General features: G+C 70.7%; 11 protein-coding genes. 2 read left to right on the forward strand and 9 right to left on the reverse strand.

Features of this window, described 5'->3' with window-relative positions:
* Positions 1-121 precede the first annotated feature (121 nt).
* The 5 genes from ACZ4NT_RS21010 to ACZ4NT_RS21030 form a co-directional block, all read right to left on the reverse strand.
* Positions 122-3,400, reverse strand: coding sequence for a GH92 family glycosyl hydrolase (locus tag ACZ4NT_RS21010; protein ID WP_467726859.1), 3,279 nt, complete (start codon positions 3,398-3,400; stop codon positions 122-124).
* Between the two features lie 714 nt (positions 3,401-4,114).
* Positions 4,115-6,949 carry an aconitate hydratase gene (locus tag ACZ4NT_RS21015; RefSeq protein ID WP_467726860.1) on the reverse strand — a complete coding sequence of 945 codons (2,835 nt, stop codon included), beginning with the start codon at positions 6,947-6,949 and terminating at the stop codon, positions 4,115-4,117.
* Between the two features lie 236 nt (positions 6,950-7,185).
* Positions 7,186-7,854 (reverse strand): hypothetical protein, encoded by a 669-nt coding sequence (locus ACZ4NT_RS21020; protein ID WP_467726862.1) that lies wholly within the window; start codon positions 7,852-7,854, stop codon positions 7,186-7,188.
* 77 nt (positions 7,855-7,931) lie between these two features.
* Positions 7,932-10,280 (reverse strand): hypothetical protein, encoded by a 2,349-nt coding sequence (locus ACZ4NT_RS21025; RefSeq protein ID WP_467726864.1) that lies wholly within the window; start codon positions 10,278-10,280, stop codon positions 7,932-7,934.
* Positions 10,281-10,296: 16 nt separating this feature from the next.
* Positions 10,297-10,728 (reverse strand): hypothetical protein, encoded by a 432-nt coding sequence (locus tag ACZ4NT_RS21030; RefSeq protein WP_121406634.1) that lies wholly within the window; start codon positions 10,726-10,728, stop codon positions 10,297-10,299.
* A 280-nt stretch (positions 10,729-11,008) separates the two neighbouring features.
* On the opposite strand from ACZ4NT_RS21030, the gene ACZ4NT_RS21035 reads away from it, so the two are divergent.
* Both ACZ4NT_RS21035 and ACZ4NT_RS21040 read left to right on the forward strand, forming a co-directional pair.
* The gene (locus tag ACZ4NT_RS21035) at positions 11,009-11,206 is read left to right on the forward strand and encodes a DUF4236 domain-containing protein (protein ID WP_121406633.1); all 198 of its coding nucleotides are present in this window, start codon (positions 11,009-11,011) and stop codon (positions 11,204-11,206) included.
* Positions 11,207-11,317: 111 nt separating this feature from the next.
* Entirely contained in the window at positions 11,318-12,847 is a 1,530-nt protein-coding gene (locus ACZ4NT_RS21040; protein WP_121406632.1) for a UDP-N-acetylglucosamine 1-carboxyvinyltransferase, read from the forward strand.
* 251 nt (positions 12,848-13,098) lie between these two features.
* On the opposite strand, the gene ACZ4NT_RS21045 is transcribed toward ACZ4NT_RS21040, so the two are convergent.
* From ACZ4NT_RS21045 to ACZ4NT_RS21060, 4 genes are all read right to left on the reverse strand, one after another.
* Positions 13,099-13,815: a DUF4839 domain-containing protein gene (locus tag ACZ4NT_RS21045; protein ID WP_467726865.1), complete on the reverse strand. Its 717-nt coding sequence runs from the start codon at positions 13,813-13,815 to the stop codon at positions 13,099-13,101.
* 112 nt (positions 13,816-13,927) lie between these two features.
* Positions 13,928-15,310 carry a hypothetical protein gene (locus tag ACZ4NT_RS21050; protein WP_467726867.1) on the reverse strand — a complete coding sequence of 461 codons (1,383 nt, stop codon included), beginning with the start codon at positions 15,308-15,310 and terminating at the stop codon, positions 13,928-13,930.
* Between the two features lie 90 nt (positions 15,311-15,400).
* Positions 15,401-16,111 (reverse strand): class I SAM-dependent methyltransferase, encoded by a 711-nt coding sequence (locus ACZ4NT_RS21055; protein WP_121406611.1) that lies wholly within the window; start codon positions 16,109-16,111, stop codon positions 15,401-15,403.
* Positions 16,112-16,221: 110 nt separating this feature from the next.
* Positions 16,222-17,157 carry an NAD(P)/FAD-dependent oxidoreductase gene (locus tag ACZ4NT_RS21060; protein WP_183117061.1) on the reverse strand — a complete coding sequence of 312 codons (936 nt, stop codon included), beginning with the start codon at positions 17,155-17,157 and terminating at the stop codon, positions 16,222-16,224.
* Between the last annotated feature and the right edge of the window lie 282 nt (positions 17,158-17,439).

Below are 17,439 nucleotides of genomic sequence, written 5' to 3' on the forward strand. Positions count from 1 at the left end.
GTCGCGCCCCGCCCCCACCCCCGACCGAGGGGAAGGGGACAGCACCAGCATCCCCCCCCCCCCCCCCCCCCCCCGCGGCATGTCCGGCGGCCCGGGCCACCGGCCCCGGGCCGCCGGTGGTTCAGCCGACGGCGAGTGTGAAGACGTGCAGGTCGCCGTTGTCCGGCAGCTTCACGCTCTTGACGGTCCTGCCCGCCGGGGCCTCGAAGGGCTTCGTGGCGAAGACGTACGTCGCCACCGGGTCCTTGTCGGCGCCCGCGACGTTGCGGTACGGCGCCCTGGCGACGACCTCGTTGCCGTACTGGACGGTGCCGCCCCCGCCGCCGACGGTCCAGTCGGTGAAGGAGAGATCGACGGTGTCCGTGGTGCCGTCGGTGTAGGTCACGGTCGCCTCGGCCCGCTGGTTGCCGTTGACCGCACTCCCGATGAAGCTCAATCTGGCCGCGGGCTCGGCCAGTTCGAGGGTCTGGCCGGACGCCGTGGCGTTGTCGGGGCGGCCCGAGGGGGAGTCGGGCCAGGTGAAGGCCAGGCCACCGGACACCGTGCCCCGGCTGCCCGGCGCGAGCCCCGCCGCGGCCAGCGCCTGACGTGAGTAGCTCCAGCCGCCCCCGTCGTAGTCCGCCTCGTCGTGGTCGCCCTCGTCGTCGGAGACGCCGGTGTTGTCGTAGGCCGCGAGGAGGGAGCCGGGGGCCGCCACCGTCAGGGCCACCGGCTGCTCGTAGGAGGTGGTACCGGAGGTCACGGTGACCTCGACGTCGTAGAAGCCCTGCCGGGCGCTCTCCGCCGCCGACAGGACGATCCGCTGCGCGCCGTCGGTCACCGTCCCCTCCGCCGGGGTCGCGGTCACCCCGTCCGGCACGTCCACGTGGAAGCGCACCTCGGGACCCGTTCCGCCGCTCAGGGCCAGCGCCTTGATGCCGAGTTCGGTGCTGCCGCCCGGTGCGAGCGTCGCCGCGGTCGGACCGACGCCGATCTGGTACGGCTGCTCGCCCGCGCGGAAGGACGGCGGGGCGTCGGCCGCGGCGCTGCCCCACTCCTTGTCCGGGGTGCCGCTCAGCGTGTAGTCGAGGGTGCCGCCCGTCCGGACGAAGGACGCCGGGAGCCAAGCGCGTTCGGAGGCACGGCCGTTGACCTTCAGGGACCGGACGTACGGGGCCTCGGGCGCGGCCCCGGCGGCGCGGATCGTGATGTCGGCGGCACCGGGCCGGGAGATCTCGACGCGCGGGAACAGCGGTGAGGACAGGACCAGTTCACCGCGCGAGGGGACCTGCGGGTACATGCCGAGCGCGGAGAAGACGTACCAGGAGGACATCTCCCCCAGGTCGTCGTTGCCGGGGATGCCGCCCGGCTGCGTCGACCAGAGGTGCCGCATCGCCGCGCGGACGGTCTCCTGTGTCTTGTACGGGGCGCCGGCGTACGCGTACAGGTAGGGCACGTTGATGGACGGCTCGTTGTCCAGTTCGGATTTCTCGCCCCCGCTGCCCGTGAACGCCCAGCCGCCGTCGGCGTCGTGGAAGAAGGTGTCGAGGCGGTCGAGCGCCTCGGCCCGGCCGCCCATCGCCGCGAACAGTCCGGCCGGGTTGTGCTGCACCATCCAGGTGTACTGGGCCGCCGTCCCCTCGACGAAGCCGTTGCCGGTCGCCGGGGTGAAACCGGTGACCCAGCTGCCGTCCGCCTTGCGGTTGGCGATGTAGCCGCCGGTGGTGTCGGCCGCGAGGTTGAAGTTGTTCTGCCACCACTGCGAGCGCTCGGCGAAGGTCTTCGCGGTCTGCTTCTCCCCCGCCGCCGTGGCCAGTTGGGAGATGGCGAAGTCCGCGCCCGACATCTCCAGGGTCTCGGCCGCGCCTCCCCAGGCGTTGGAGACGGAGGGCATGTAGTGCTGCTTCAGGTACTTGTCGAGGGAGGGCCGCTGGCCCACGGACAGAACCGGCTTGCCCGCCGGCGACAGGTCCTGCTCGGTCGGTACGGTCGCCGCCCGGACCAGCGAGTCCAGCGCCCCGCGCAGGTCGAAGCCGGTGCCTCCGAAGGCGCGGATCCCGGCGAGCGCGGCGGGCGAGGGGTCGCCGTTCATGACGTGGGTCCCGCTCGCGCCGTGCAGCCAGCGGTCCCAGATCCCGCCGTTCTGCCGGGCCAGTTCGAACAGTGACTGCGCGATGTCGGAGCCGGCGTCCGGATCGAGGAGCGTGAGCAGCTGGACCTGCGACCGGTAGACGTCCCACCCGGAGAAGGTGCCGTACTGGGCCCGGTGGCCGCGGCCGACGGTGTGCACCCTGCCGTCGCCGCCCCGGTATCTGCGGTCGGCGTCGCTGATGACGTTCGGGTGCAGGAGGGAGTGGTAGAGCGCCGTGTAGAAGGTGGTGCGGTCGGTGTCGCTGCCGCCGCCCACCGCGACGGCGCCGAGGGACTTCCGCCACGCCTGCCGGGCGGCCTGCTGCACCGAGGAGAAGGACCGCTCCGGCGGGTTCTCCTTCGCGAGGTTGGCCGCCGCGCCGGCCCGGCTGACGTACGAGATGCCGACCTTGACGTTGACGGGGTCCGAGCCGGGGGCGAACTCCACGTAGCCGCCGGCGCCCTTGCCCGCGACCGGCCGTCCGCCGGCGGAGAAGCCGCCGGTGCCACCGCTCGTCGCGGTCGCGCCCGGGGTGACCGTGTCGTCCCGCCAGGTGCCGGTCTCCTCGAAGTCCCGGTCGAAGCGGGCGGTGAAGTAGAGGGTGTAGTAGCTGCGCCGGCCCTCCGGGTCGAGGTAGCCGCAGAAGTTCCCGGACGTGACGGAACCGGAGACCGTGCGGGTCGCCGGGTCGATGCGCAGGTCCGAATCCGCCGACCCCACCTCGGAGTTGGCGGTGCGGATGAGCAGGGAGGCGGGCTTGTCCTCCGGGAAGGTGAAGCGGCCCGAACCGGTGCGCGCGGTCGCGGTGAGGTCGGCGGTGACCCCGGAGGCGAGCGCGGCTCTGTAGTGGCCCGGTTCGGCGGTCTCGTCGGTGTGCTTGAAGTCGGCTGCGTACACCGCGTCCTTGGTGTCGCTCGCCGGGGAGGACGTCACCTTGCCGGGGTACGGGAAGAACGGGATGTCACCGCTGCCGCCCGCGCATCCGGTGCCCGACATGTGGGTGAGGCTGAACCCCCGGATGCGGGTGGCGTCGTACTGGTAGCCGCCCGGCGCGGCCGTGCGGGTGGCGTCACCGCGGGTGTTCTCCGGACTCCAGGAGAGCATGCCGAACGGGACGACGGCGCCGGGGAAGACGTTGCCGCCGTTCTTGGTGCCGATGAGCGGATCGACGTACGCGGTCGGGTCGCGGACGAGGTCCGGCGGACCGGACGCGGGTGCGGCCAGGGCCGGGGTGGCACCGCCGACCGTCAGGGCGACGGCGAGCAGCACGGATGACGGACGGAAACGCATGACGCGGCCCCTCCTCCTTCGGACGGGTCGCGCACCACGGGTCGCACAAGCCGCAGGGACAGTAGCGTGCGCCACCGGTACCACGGAAGACCGCGTCCGGCGGGCCCGGCACGCGGGACGCGCCGCAGGACGGTCCGGCGCCCGCCCGTTCGGCCGAGAACCGCGGTGATCCGGGGAGCAACTGGCTTGACATCGTTGTCCGTTGAGGCGGTAGAGTCGTCCCGGTCTGTTAGACAACGTTGTCGCGCATCGCGGCCGCCACAAAGCCACGCACCACCCCGGGCCGGTCTCTCCCCCCTTCGGCCCGCCCGGGCTCGCGGACCGGGTGGGCCTCGGGCTCACCCGGTCCGCCCCGAGCCACCCGCCCCGCGCCGGGGCGGCCCGTCGGGGTGAGGTGGGAGCGGCTCCGCCGAGCGGGTTCCGGTCCGCGGTCGTGGGAGCGCTCCCACCCTGCGTGGACGCTAGCGCGCACGGGCACCGCTGTAAACGCCTGTCACAGAACCGCCCCCGGCGGCGCCGGCCGCGCGGGCCTCCCGGCGCGGGCCCTTCCCTCCCGGAACGCACGCTCGGCGCGGAGCCGGCCCGGCGGACCGCCGAGGCCGCCCCCGCCGTACGGGGGTGCGCCCCCGGCCGACGGCGAGGGCCGCACCCCCGTCGTACGGGAGTGCGGCCCTCGGTGTCCTGCGGCGCCCGGTGACGGGCGTCCCGGTCCGGCTAGCTGCGGATCAGGCTGCGCAGCACGTACTGCATGATGCCGCCGTTGCGGTAGTAGTCCGCCTCGCCGGGGGTGTCGATGCGGACGACCGCGTCGAACTCGACACCCGTGTCGGTGGTGACCTTGACCGTGCGCGGGGTGGTGCCGTTGTTCAGCTCCTCCACGCCGGTGAAGGAGAAGGTCTCCTCGCCGGTGAGGCCGAGGGCCTCGGCGCTCTGGCCCTCCGGGAACTGGAGCGGCAGGACGCCCATGCCGATGAGGTTCGAGCGGTGGATGCGCTCGTAGGACTCGGCGATGACGGCCTTGACGCCGAGGAGCGCGGTGCCCTTGGCGGCCCAGTCGCGGGACGAGCCGGAGCCGTACTCCTTGCCCGCGAGCACGACGAGCGGGATGCCCTGCTCGATGTAGTTGCGCGAGGCGTCGTAGATGAACGACACCGGGGCGTCGTCCTTGGTGAAGTCGCGGGTGTAGCCGCCCTCGGTGCCCGGCGCGATCTGGTTGCGCAGGCGGATGTTGGCGAACGTGCCGCGGATCATGACCTCGTGGTTGCCGCGGCGCGAGCCGTAGCTGTTGAAGTCACGACGCTCCACACCGTGCTCGGTGAGGTACTGGCCGGCCGGGGTGTCGGCCTTGATGGCACCGGCCGGGGAGATGTGGTCCGTGGTGACCGAGTCGCCCAGCTTGGCCAGGACGCGCGCGCCCGTGATGTCGGAGACCGGGGTGGTCTCCATCGTCATGCCCTCGAAGTACGGGGGCTTGCGGACGTAGGTGGACTGCGGGTCCCACTCGAAGGTGTTGCCGGTCGGGATCGGCAGCGCCTGCCACTGGGCGTCGCCCGCGAAGACGTCCTGGTAGGACTTGCTGAACATGTCCTCGCCGATGGCGTTCGCCACGACGTCGTTGACCTCGGCCTCGGTCGGCCAGATGTCCTCGAGGAAGACCGGCTTGCCGTCCTGGTCGGTGCCGAGCGCGTCCTTGGTGACGTCCACCTTCATGGAGCCGGCGAGGGCGTACGCGACGACGAGCGGCGGGGAGGCCAGGTAGTTCATCTTGACGTCGGGGTTGATACGGCCCTCGAAGTTCCGGTTGCCGGAGAGGACCGACGTGACCGCGAGGTCGTGGTCGTTGACGGCCTGGGAGACCTCCTCCGGCAGCGGGCCGGAGTTGCCGATGCAGGTGGTGCAGCCGTAGCCGACGAGGTTGAAGCCGACCTTGTCGAGGTAGGGGGTCAGACCCGCCTTGTCGAAGTAGTCGGTGACGACCTTGGAGCCCGGGGCGAGCGTGGTCTTGACCCACGGCTTGCGGGTCAGGCCCTTCTCGACCGCCTTCTTGGCCACCAGCGCGGCGGCGACCATGACGTACGGGTTCGAGGTGTTGGTGCAGGAGGTGATCGCGGCGACGGTGACGGCGCCGTGGTCGAGCTCGTACGTCGAGCCGTCGGGGGCGGTCACCGTGACCGGGTTCGACGGGCCGGCGCCGGGGACGACGGCCGAGTGCTGCGGGGCGCCGGAGCCGTTGTCGTCGTGGCCGTAGGCCGGGGCGTCGCTGGCCGGGAAGGACTCGTCGCTCGCCTCGTCCACCGGGGAGGCCACGCCGTGCGGCTTCTCCTGGGCGGGGACGCCGGACTTGCGGTCGTCGCCGCCGGTGATGCCGGCCTCGACGTAGTTGAGGACGTCGGCCTTGAACTGCTCGGCGGCGTTCGCGAGGACGATGCGGTCCTGCGGGCGCTTCGGGCCGGCGATCGAGGGGACGACGGTGGCGAGGTCGAGTTCGAGCTTCTCGGAGAAGTCGGGCTCGGCGGCCGGGTCGAGCCAGAGGCCCTGCTCCTTGGCGTACGCCTCGACGAGCGCGACCTGCTGCGCGTCGCGGCCGGTCAGGCGCAGGTACTTCAGCGTCTCGTCGTCGATCGGGAAGATCGCGGCGGTGGAGCCGAACTCCGGCGACATGTTGCCGATGGTCGCGCGGTTGGCGAGCGAGGTGGCGGCGACGCCCTCGCCGTAGAACTCGACGAACTTGCCGACGACACCGTGCTTGCGCAGCATCTCGGTGATGGTCAGCACGAGGTCGGTGGCGGTGGTGCCGGGCTTGAGCTCACCGGTGAGCTTGAAGCCGACGACGCGCGGGATGAGCATCGAGACGGGCTGGCCGAGCATCGCGGCCTCGGCCTCGATGCCGCCGACGCCCCAGCCCAGCACACCGAGGCCGTTGACCATGGTGGTGTGCGAGTCGGTGCCGACGAGCGTGTCGGGGTACGCCTGGCCGTTACGGACCATGACCGTGCGGGCCAGGTGCTCGATGTTGACCTGGTGGACGATGCCGGTGCCCGGGGGGACGACCTTGAAGTCGTCGAAGGCGGTCTGGCCCCAGCGAAGGAACTGGTAGCGCTCCTTGTTGCGGCCGTACTCCAGCTCGACGTTCTGCGCGAACGCCTCGTGCGTGCCGAACTTGTCCGCGATGACGGAGTGGTCGATGACCAGCTCGGCCGGGGAGAGCGGGTTGACCTTCGCCGGGTCGCCGCCGAGCTCCTTCACGGCCTCACGCATGGTGGCGAGGTCCACGACACAGGGCACGCCGGTGAAGTCCTGCATGATCACGCGAGCCGGCGTGAACTGGATCTCCTGCGACGGCTGCGCCTGGGAGTCCCAGCCGCCGATCGCCCGGATGTGGTCGGCGGTGATGTTCGCGCCGTCCTCGGTGCGGAGGAGGTTCTCCAGCAGCACCTTCAGGCTGTACGGCAGGCGGGCCGAGCCCTCCACCTTGTCCAGCCGGAAGATCTCGTACGACTCGTCGCCCACCTGCAGCGTGCTGCGGGCGTCGAAGCTGTTCGCCGACACGACAGTCTCCTTCATATATGTGCGCGTACCCACCGCAATCCTGCCGCCATGACGACTGGCCTATCCGCTAAGGTAAGGCTAAGTTAGGTAACCCTTACCGGAGTGGCGGCTGCGGGGCGCCTTCGGCAGATATCTCGATGTCGAGATAACTCTAGTACATGACTCCTGCGCGCAACCAGGCACGCCCCCCTGTCACGCCCTCTCATCGTCGTACGAGGCGCACAGGCGCACCAGCGCTACAGCGACGGGGCGGCCTTCAGCCCGCCGTCGTCGGCGCAGCGCAGTTCCTTCGCCATCGCCAGGGAGAAGGAGTGGGCGACGGTCGCGTAGGCGCGCTTCAGCTTCCGGGGGTCGCCCTCGGGCTCGTGGAGAGCGTCCGGGTTCTCGACGCCGACGGTGATGTGGTCGGCATCGGAGGGGGACTCGTCCTCGGCGCGGCAGGCGAAGGAGACGAAAGCACCGTCGGTCGCGCCGCCGGCCCGCTCGCCCATCGGAAACAGGGTGAACTTCGACGCGGAGGGCTTCTCCGGGGCCGTGTCCCACGTCCTCCAGGTGAGGCGCAGCTCCTCGACACGGGAGTCGTACGGCGCGTAGATCCCGCAGATCTCGCCGTTCGCCCTGGCCGTGGAGCCGGTCGTGCGGGACAGCTCCGCGGCGGCGGCCGCGACCGTGGCCTTCTTGTCCGAGGGTTCGAACCGGTCGGAGCCGGTGATCACTCCGAGGGCCTTGCCGGCCTCCTTCGACACCGCCGAGCCGCCGCAGAGTTGCTCCGCGTCCGCGACATAGCCGGGCGTCGGCGCCGCGGCCCCGCCGTCGCCGGAGTCGCAGCCCGCGGCGGCGAGCGCCAGAAGGCCGGCCACGAGCGCGCAGCGGACCTCGTGGCGGCGGGGGCGGGTCGTCATCATCAGAGTCCTTCTACGTTCCATGTGATCGGTGCGGGAGGAGGAGGAAGGCAATGCTCAAGGAGCGGTCGGGGGCAGGCTCAGCCCGTTTCCGGGTCGTTGCCCTGCTGGTTCTCGCGGTCGTTGCCGACGCCGTAGCCGATCCGCATGGACTCCTTGAGGTCCTGGCCGAGCCGGCTGTCGGACGTTACGCCGCGGCTCCGCATGAACTCCTCCATCGGGGACTCGGCCAAACTCTCACCCGAGGAGTAGATCTTCCTCCGCTCCTGCGCCGTGAGCTCCTCGACCTTCTCCTTGTGCTCGTCGACCGAGTTGTCGGAGATGTCGCCGACCAGCTGCCCGATGCCCTGTTCCAGCGCGCCGCTCGCGGTGTCCGTCGCGAGCGGGATGAGGACCGCGGCGGTGCCGACGGCGGCGGTCGCGGGCAGGAAGGCCACGCCCGCGGCCACACCGGCGGTCGCCCCGAACTCGATCCAGCCGGCCCGCTTGGCGACCGCCTTCTCGTAGTCCTCGTGGGTCTTGAGGTTGGTGGCCTCGACCTGGTCCGCACGGGACTGGTCGAGCATGCCCTGCACCTCGGCGCCGACGTGCACGGTCGACCTGGCCATGCCCTCGTCGATCTTGCCTTCGGGGCCGACCGTGCCCTCCAGGACACTGCGGGTGTAGACCTGCTCGGCGGCCGAGACCGTGGCGTAGGCGTCGGGATGCTGGCCGAGGGAGCTGAGGAAGCCGCGGGCGACGCTGCGTCCGTTGCCGTCGGCGGTGTCCGAGAAGTCGAGGTGGCCCTCGGGGTTCCTGCCCGGCGCGAAGGGGCTGTTCGGATCGTTCTTGTCGAGGGCCCAGTTGATGTCGTCGACGTACCCGGCGCCCATCGTCCCGAGGCTGTCGGAGAGGGCTTCCTGTGTCTTGAGCAGGCCTGCGTCCGAGCCGTACTTCTCCATGACCTGTTGCATGACCGCGGCGTTGTCGGCGTCCTTGACGATGCCGCCGTCAGGGTGCCCCGCGGGGTAGCCGAGAGTCGCGGCCTCCAGCGCCTTGCCCAGCGCGTCGGGCATGTAATTCAGTGAGCCCTCCAGCTCCTTCTGGTCCAGCGAGTGGACGTCGCCGAAGCTCTCCCACTTGTCCGTGCCGAAGAAGTCGAGGTAGTTGTCGATCGGCTGCCCGTCGGCCTTGCCGAGGTCGGCGGTCGCGCCCCGGTTGACCGTGCCGTCCTCGTTGTATGCGGTCGGGGGGTCGGCGAAGAAGTGCTTGGCCGCGTCCGGGCTGTTGCCGAGGGCCTCCAGCATGGCGATCGTTGGGTCGTAGCCCGCGCCGTTGACCCCAGAGGGGTTGAACGGGTTCGCGAGCGGGCCGTTCACCACCTTGTTGCCGGCGAACAAGTATGGGTCCTTCTGGTGGAGCTGCGCCACGTGCTCGGCGATCGGGTTGAGGAACTGTTTGTCGTAGTTCCCGTACCGCATGATGCCGCCGAGGAGCTGATACCCGTAGGGCCCGCCGTAGTCGTTCTTGGCCAGGGGAACGCGCTCCGTGCCCAGCTTGCGCAGTTCCGGGCCCCACTTGTCGCTGAACTCCTTGTCGTGGGAGGCGGTCGCAAGGTTGAGCCCCAGATTGCGCTGGAGTTCCTGGACGTCCTTGAGCCGCTCCTTGTCGACCTTTCCGTGCTCGTACGTGTCGGTGGAGAGCTGACCGAAGAAGGCGAGGGACTTCTCCGGGCCGAGCTTCTCGTAGAAGTTCTTGGCGAACTCCGGTGCCGTCCCGTTGTCCTTCAGGAGTTCGTTGAGGGCCTGGAGTTCGGTGTGGGTGATGTCGCCGCCCTTGGCGGCCAGGGCGGCGGCCCGGTCGGCCTCTTCCTGGTCCATCTTCGTGTACTTCGGGGCGCTGAAGTCCTTGCGGTCGGTGACATTGGCCTCCAGGGAGTTCTTGAAGGACACGTCGGTGTCGTTGCAGTTCTCCACGATGGCGTCGATCTTCCGCTGCCAGGCGGCGATGTTCTCCTTCTCCTGGCGTACCAGCTCGGGGTAGTCCGGATCATGGTGGCGCTGAGCCGGCGGCACGTCGTCCATCGGGTGCAGCGCGCTGACCTTGCCCCTAGCGTCCACGCGGATACCGGCCGCCGGCCCCTCGTGGTCGCGGACGCCGATCAGCTCATCCCTGGCCCGCTTGATGGCGGCGTGGCCTTCCGCCAGGATGAGCTTCACACCCTTAGCCTCGGCGGCAGCGTCCCTGAACTCCTTGGCTGTCTTGCCGATGAATGCCTTACCGACACCCGCGTTGACGCCCTCCCAGTCGGCCTTCTTGGCCCGGGCAAGCATTCCGTCCTCGGCGGCACCCGCCAGCTGGTCGAGGTCGCCCGCCATCTCGGTCCAGGCGTCGACGGCGGCCTTCAGCTTTCCCACGGGCGCGTCGATGATGTCCTCGTACTTCAGCATGTGATTTCCCGGACCCCTACTGCAGATACTCGGAGAGCTTGGACACGGAGGTCAGGTCGCCCTGGATCCTCACGTCGTCCTTGGCGTGCTGGGCCTTGGTGTAGTCCAGGTGGTTCGAGATCTGCGCGCAGGCGTCGAGCAGTGTCTTCACATGGGTGTTCCAGCGGTCGTGCACCTTGAGCAGGGCGGAGCCGCTCGCGAATTCACCGTTCGTCAATGCGATGGCCGCGGCGAAGGTGGCGGGCCTGGCCTGGTCACCGTCTTTGGAGAGCCGGGTGCGCAGCTCGTACGCGTCATTTCCGATACGACCCAGTTCATCCCGGTGAGCCACCAGATCAGCCGTTCCACCGCCGCCTCCGCCCTCAGCGGGGAGGCTGTTGAGCTGCATAGCGCTGTGGCGAGCGGCGGCCGCGTCCCGCAGTTCGGCCCATTCCTCGTCGAACGACATGAATCCCCATCGGTGCAACGGCCGCCCCGACCGGTCCTCGCGGCCACGATTCTGCGTACCGTAACCGTTTTTCTCTTGTCGCCGTCAAGAGATGGCGGGACCGGACCGACAGCGCGTCGGGCGAACGGGCACGCGGGTCCCCTGCCGCCGACACCCCGCCCTACGTGCCGCCACCTGCACGCACCGCACATCGCGGACCGGCCCTGAACTCCCCCCGCACGCAGGGCCGGTGCGGTTTTTCCCGTCGACTGATCGCGAAGTGCGGGGGTAGCCGTAGGCCATGGCTATCACTTTTCGCAAGAGCTTCCGGATCCTGCCCGGTGTACGTCTGAACATCAACCGCCACTCCTGGTCCATCACCACGGGTGGCGCGCACGGGCCGCGGCAGACGCACAGCAGCACGGGTCGGCGCACGACGTCGATGGACCTGCCGGGTCCGTTCGGCTGGCGTCGCACGCGTACTTCCAAGCGGCGATAGGCCCCGGTCGGCGGCGCGTCGGCCCCGTCTCGGGGCTCAGGGTTGAGGAGGCGTCACCTGAAGGGACCCCTCGGGAGGGCGCCATCTCATATCTGAGATAACCTCGACCCCATGGCAGACGACTACCTCGTACGCATCGGCAAGCTCATCCGTGACGCCCGGCAGCACCGGGGCTGGACACAGTCGCAGCTGGCCGAGGCGCTCGGCACCAGCCAGAGCGCGGTCAACCGCATCGAGCGCGGCAATCAAAACATCAGCCTTGAGATGATCGCCCGAATCGGTGAGGCCCTGGACAGCGAGATCGTCTCTCTGGGGTACGCGGGGCCCATGCATCTGCGGGTGGTCGGCGGCCGTCGTCTGTCCGGCTCCATCGACGTCAAGACCAGCAAGAACGCCTGCGTGGCGCTGCTGTGCGCCACGCTGCTCAACAAGGGCCGCACCGTGCTGCGCCGGGTCGCCCGCATCGAAGAGGTCTACCGCCTCCTGGAGGTGCTGGGCTCCATCGGCGTACGCACCCGCTGGATCAACGACGGGGTGGACCTGGAGATCGTGCCGCCGGCCGACCTCGACATGGGCACCATCGACGCGGACGCGGCCCGCCGCACCCGCTCGATCATCATGTTCCTGGGTCCGCTGCTGCACCGCCTCGACACCTTCAAGCTGCCGTACGCGGGCGGCTGCGACCTCGGCACGCGCACGATCGAGCCGCACATGATCGCGCTGCGCCGGTTCGGTCTGGACATCGCGGCCACCGAGGGTCTCTACCACGCGCAGGTCGACCGGTCGGTCTCCCCCGACCGGCCGATCGTGCTGACCGAGCGCGGCGACACCGTGACCGAGAACGCGCTGCTGGCCGCCGCCCGGCACGACGGCGTGACGGTCATCCGAAACGCCTCCTCGAACTACATGGTCCAGGACCTGTGCTTCTTCCTGGAGGCCCTTGGCGTACGCGTCGAGGGCATCGGCACCACGACACTCACCGTGCACGGTGTGCCGAACATCGACGTCGACGTGGACTACTCGCCCTCGGAGGACCCGGTCGAGGCGATGAGCCTGCTCGCCGCCGCCGTGGTCACGGAGTCCGAGCTCAAGGTGTGCCGGGTGCCGATCGAGTTCCTGGAGATCGAGCTGGCGGTCCTGGAGGAGATGGGCCTCGACCACGACCGCACGGCCGAGTACTTCGCGGACAACGGCCGTACGCGGCTGGTGGACCTGACCGTGCGGCCCTCCAAGCTGGAGGCGCCGATCGACAAGATCCACCCGATGCCGTTCCCCGGCCTGAACATCGACAACGTCCCCTTCTTCGCGGCCATCGCGGCCTCCGCGCAGGGCAAGACGCTGATCCACGACTGGGTCTACGACAACCGGGCGATCTACCTCACGGACCTCAACCGCCTCGGCGGCAGGCTGCAGTTGCTCGACCCGCACCGCGTCCTCGTCGAAGGCCCGACCCGCTGGCGCGCCGCCGAGATGATGTGCCCGCCCGCGCTGCGGCCCGCCGTGGTCGTGCTGCTCGCGATGATGGCGGCCGAGGGCACGTCCGTGCTGCGGAACGTCTACGTCATCAACCGGGGGTACGAGGACCTCGCGGAGCGGCTCAACACGATCGGCGCGCAGATCGAGATCTTCCGGGACATCTGACGTGCGGATGCCGCCGTGCTCGGCCTGGCCTTTTCCTTGGCGGGCCAGGACGGGGTGCGGCGGCATCTCCGGTACTCCTCCAGGGCTTTCGGCCCGAGGCGGGCGGCGGGCCACCTCCGCCCGGCTTTCCCGGCGGACCGCGGTCAGGTGAAGATCACGTCGATGGCGCGCTGACCCGGCCCCACCCCGGTCGGGGCCGTCGACCGATCCGGCGGGAGCCTCGAACGCGCGGGGGAAGGCTGCCCTTCCGGCTACCGGGTCCGTGTCGAGACCGGGGCGAGGCGGAAGAGGCACTGGACCTTGTTGAACTCGACCACCTCGGCGGCGAAGCGGAACGTGTCGCCGACTGCGACCGTGGCGGGGACCTGCTTGCCCGTCAGGTGCAGGTTGCCGGTGTTGACGTCCTCGTACTTGAAGTTCGGGCCGTCCGTCGTCCGCGGTCCCTCGTCGCCCGGGCCGAGAAGGAAGTCGTAGCGGGTCCGGTCACCCTCGTGGGACGCCATGTACCTGATCGACCCGTCGAAGGCGACCGTCTGCCCCGTGTGCCGGGCGGCGAAGTCCGCGTTCGCCTCGTCGCACGGGTCCGCCTTCAACAACGCTGCGAACTCGCTGTCGTTCTGCGCCGTGATCACCTCGGCGGCAGTCGGCTCGTCTGCGGGCGGCGTGGCGGAAGGCTTCTCGTCGGTGGCCGTCGAACCGGCCGACGCGTCCTTCTCCTCGTCTCCGTCGCCGAGCACGACACCGCTGGCGATGATGGCGGCCAGAACCACGACGACAGCAGCCCCCGCACCGATCAGACGCCACGGCAGTGGTCTCTTCGGCCGACGGAAGGTGAGGGTGGTGCGAAATCTGCCCGGGAGCTGGTCCACGAGCTCCCAGCCGTCCTTCCGCATCTTCGAGATCACCAAACTGTCGGTGCCCCGAACCGTCTGCACCGACTTGTACTCGTGTTTGATCTCATCGGTCATTCGGCTCCCCGCCCCTGAAGCGAACTGGTCACACCAACTGGGCGCGAGCATAGATGACCCCCCGCAGAGCCCGACATCGCCAACTGTCGGCTCATCACCGGCATCCGCTCCCCTACTGCAGATAGGCGTTCTGCTGCACCCAGTGGAACCCCCGGGCGAGGAGGGGGAACGTCTTCGGGTCCAGGCGGCGGAGGCGTAGGTGCAGGGTGGCGTCGTCGGCCTTGCCTTCGAGGACCAGGAGGTCGTCCTCGGGGCGGGAGAGGTGCAGGGTGGCCTTCCAGTCCGGGTCGGCCATCCGCATCAGGGTGATCGAGCCGGCGTCCATGTCGATCGCCGCGGCGTGGCCGTCCAGCGAGTCGTCCATGCGCTGGACGGTCACGACGTCGGCCGAGTCGAAGACGACCCGGCGCCAGCGCCGGGGGTCGGTCGTCAGCGGGGGCCTCGGGCGGCCGTCGACGGTGTGCTCCTCCACCTCCCAGATGCCGTACAGCTCGGGCTTCTCGCGTCCGCCGCCGTAGGTGTTCCAGAACGCGCGGTCGTTGCGGAGCTGCGCGTGGAGCAGCCAGAGCCCCACGCCGACCTGGACGGCCGCGGCCAGTCGGTTGGCGCGGGGGCTGCGGAAGAGCTGCGGCCGGGACGCGGGACGGACCGGGCGGTCCGACAGGAAGACCTCGGCCAGACGCGCCGACTCCGGGGCCAGCAACACCAGGCTGAGCAGCAGCAGATGGAACGAGTGGATCTTCACCGGGACGTCGAAGGTCATGTTCAGGATGAAGACCTGTGACAGTTCGACCGCGCACAGCAGGGCTCCCAGTGCCGCGGTCCGCGGCAGGATCAGCAGCAGACCGCCGGCGATCTCGGCACCGCCCAGCAGCCGCTGGTACGCCTCCGACGAGCCGGTCTGCGCCCACAGCACCCCCATCGGGCTGAAGTTCCCGAAGGGCTGGACGAGCTTGGACAGCGGCAGCTGGAACTGCAGCGGTACGGCCTTGGCGGCGCCGTAGGAGAACATCTGTCCCGCGAGGCACATCCGGACCGCCAGCCGGAACCAGGCGTCCAGCGCCTCGTGGTCCGTCCGGCGCCGGTCCAGCACCGACCAGACGGGGGTGGCCGCGGCCGCGCCGACCAGCCGGCAGAACTCTCCCACCCACGCGAACAGGTCGTCACCGCCGTCGAAGTGCTCGCCCACCTCCTTGCCGAAGACGTGGGCGGCCACCCAGGTGCGGACCGGGGTCATCGACCAGAGCTTCGCCCAGGAGTCGGCCGCCGACTGCAGATGCCCCAGCCCGCCGCCGCGCAGCGCGAGATGGATCTGGGGTGTCGTCAGGCAGTAGCTGCCGCAGTAGGCCGCCCCGAAGCGGAAGGCGACCCGGGTGGCCGTGCTCCAGTGCGACGTCGTCGACGGGCCGCCGGGCCGCGAGCCGGCGCGCCGGGACGCCCTGTTCCCCGGCGCGGACATCAGGGTCCGCAGCCGGCTGCCTACGCGTACCTTCATGGGTTCATCACCTTCGCGTTCGCCGGGTTGGCGGCGGGGAGCAGTCGTGCTCTGGGGGGGGCGACGGCCGCGCGAGGCGGCCGTGCGTGGTCAGGTGCGGCGGAACCGGCCGAGCCAGGCGTGCAGTTCGAGGGGCTCCGTCGCGGACGGGGGCAGGCCGTGCATGGTCGTGTCGGTGACGGACTCCACCGTCCAGCCGTCGGAGAAGCCGTCGCACAGGTGGTCCGCGGACCGCCGCGGACCGTGCGCGGCGTCGTCGGGGAGTTTCGCCGGCATCCCCTCGATCACCTCGGCCAGCCGTGCCTGCATCTCCGCCGCCCCGCGGTCGCTGATCGCGAGGACGTGCACGACCGCCCCGGGGCGGCACACGCGGTGCAGTGCCGCCGCGTACGTGCGCAGCCGGTCCGCCTCGAAGGTGTGCGCCAGGCCGGAGTCGATCACGGTGTCGAACCGTCCCTCGTAGCCCGCGAGTTCGAGCGCGTCGGCGACCTCGAAGGTGGCCCGGAGCCCCCGCTCGGCGGCCTTGTCCCGGGCGAGGGCGACCGCCGTCGGCGACAGGTCGAGTCCCGTCACCGCATAGCCCTTGGCCGCCAGGTACAGCGCGTCCTCACCGGTGCCGCAGCCGGCGTCGAGCACCGTGCCGCCGACGAGTCCCGCCTTCTCGACCGCGACGAAGGCGGGCTGCGGCCCGCCGATGTCCCACGGCGGGCGCGGGCCGAACGGGCTCTCACCGCGGTAGACGGCGTCGAAGACTTCGGCCGGCGCGTCGATCCCGCCGGGCCGGGCAGCAGGTTCAGTCATGCCAGCATGATTGCGCCGCCGCCCCGCGCCCTTTCGATCTCTTGCCGACATCTGTCACCCGGCTGCCCGGGTCCCCGACGAAGGCGGTGGGGCCGCGCCGCACGGCCCGCTCAGAGGCGGGCGGCGCGCAGTATCGCCGACGCGTGCAGGGCGTCGGCGGCCGTGGCTCCCGCGGCGGCCGACGCGGTGACCGACTGCCGCCACCGGCTGGTCAGGTCACCGGCCGCGTAGAGCCCCGGGACGCTGGTGCAGCCGGTGGCGTCGACGGTGACGAAGCCCGCGTCGTCGACGGCCAGGTCCAGCTCCCCGGCCGTCCGTGCCACCACGGCCTGCTGCCGTTGCTGCGGCGTCCACACCAGCGTCTCCCGCTCCAGGACCCGGCCGTCGTCGAACTCGACGGCGTACAGCGAGCCCAGCCGGTGGTGCAGCCGCCGGACCGTGCCCACGACGAGGTCGCCTCCCCTGCTCCGCGCGGCGGAGCGCGCCTCGTCGAGGCCGGGCATCGAGGCGTCGCAGATGGCGATCGTGTCCTTGGTCCACGCACGGAAGGCCACCGGGGACAGTGCGGCGAGGTCCGCGTTGTCGACGACGGTGGCCCAGCGCCGGTCGGCGTTCTCCTCGCCGAGGCAGAAGGGGCAGTGGATCACGGTGTGGCCCCAGCAGGCCGTGAAGCCGTCGACGTCCGCCGGGGGGACGTCGACGACGCCGGTGGCGAGCAGGACGGTGGCGGCCTGCAGGCTGTCTCCGTCGTCGAGGCCGATCCGGAAGCCGTCGCCCGTGGCGCGGACGCTGTCGGCGTCGGCGCGGCGGAACTCCACGGTCGCGTACCGGGAGAGTTCCTGCCGGGCGCGCGATTGGAACTCGGCCGGTGTGACGCCGTCCATCCCGAGGTGCCCGTGGACGCCCGTCGAGGTGTCGTTGCGCGCGCCGTGGCGGCCCTCCACGACGAGCACCGGGTGCCGGTACCTGGCCAGGACGAGCGCCGCCGTGAGTCCCGCGGGTCCGGCCCCCACGATGACGGTCTCGGTGTCGGTGTGCGAAGCCATGGGTCGGTACCTTCCGTCGGACGGGGTCGGCGTCTTCTCGCGCCGCGGAGCCCGGGAGCCGGCCGGGGCGGTCGCTGCTCGCCGTCGACTCACCGGCCGCCCGTGGGGCCGCCGTGGCGCCGCCCGTGGATGCGCGGGGGGTCTGCGGCAGGAGGCGGCGTCGGGCATCGGCCACGGGTCGGTGCCGATTGTGGTCGGTACCGGTGCGGAATCGGCCGGAGTGACAGAACTCGGCCAGACATCGGTCCGCACGAGGCCGCCCGTATGCGCGCGGCCGGGACG

This window comes from Streptomyces sp. NPDC026417, assembly GCF_055567695.1.

Excerpts from the sequence above, each read along its gene's own strand:
- ACZ4NT_RS21010 (WP_467726859.1), bottom strand. The coding sequence starts at position 3,400 with ATGCGTTTCCGTCCGTCATCCGTGCTGCTCGCCGTCGCCCTGACGGTC.
- ACZ4NT_RS21020 (WP_467726862.1), bottom strand. The coding sequence starts at position 7,854 with ATGATGACGACCCGCCCCCGCCGCCACGAGGTCCGCTGCGCGCTCGTG.
- ACZ4NT_RS21025 (WP_467726864.1), bottom strand. The coding sequence starts at position 10,280 with ATGCTGAAGTACGAGGACATCATCGACGCGCCCGTGGGAAAGCTGAAG.
- ACZ4NT_RS21030 (WP_121406634.1), bottom strand. The coding sequence starts at position 10,728 with ATGTCGTTCGACGAGGAATGGGCCGAACTGCGGGACGCGGCCGCCGCT.
- ACZ4NT_RS21035 (WP_121406633.1), top strand. The coding sequence starts at position 11,009 with ATGGCTATCACTTTTCGCAAGAGCTTCCGGATCCTGCCCGGTGTACGT.
- ACZ4NT_RS21040 (WP_121406632.1), top strand. The coding sequence starts at position 11,318 with ATGGCAGACGACTACCTCGTACGCATCGGCAAGCTCATCCGTGACGCC.
- ACZ4NT_RS21045 (WP_467726865.1), bottom strand. The coding sequence starts at position 13,815 with ATGACCGATGAGATCAAACACGAGTACAAGTCGGTGCAGACGGTTCGG.
- ACZ4NT_RS21050 (WP_467726867.1), bottom strand. The coding sequence starts at position 15,310 with ATGAAGGTACGCGTAGGCAGCCGGCTGCGGACCCTGATGTCCGCGCCG.
- ACZ4NT_RS21055 (WP_121406611.1), bottom strand. The coding sequence starts at position 16,111 with ATGACTGAACCTGCTGCCCGGCCCGGCGGGATCGACGCGCCGGCCGAA.
- ACZ4NT_RS21060 (WP_183117061.1), bottom strand. The coding sequence starts at position 17,157 with ATGGCTTCGCACACCGACACCGAGACCGTCATCGTGGGGGCCGGACCC.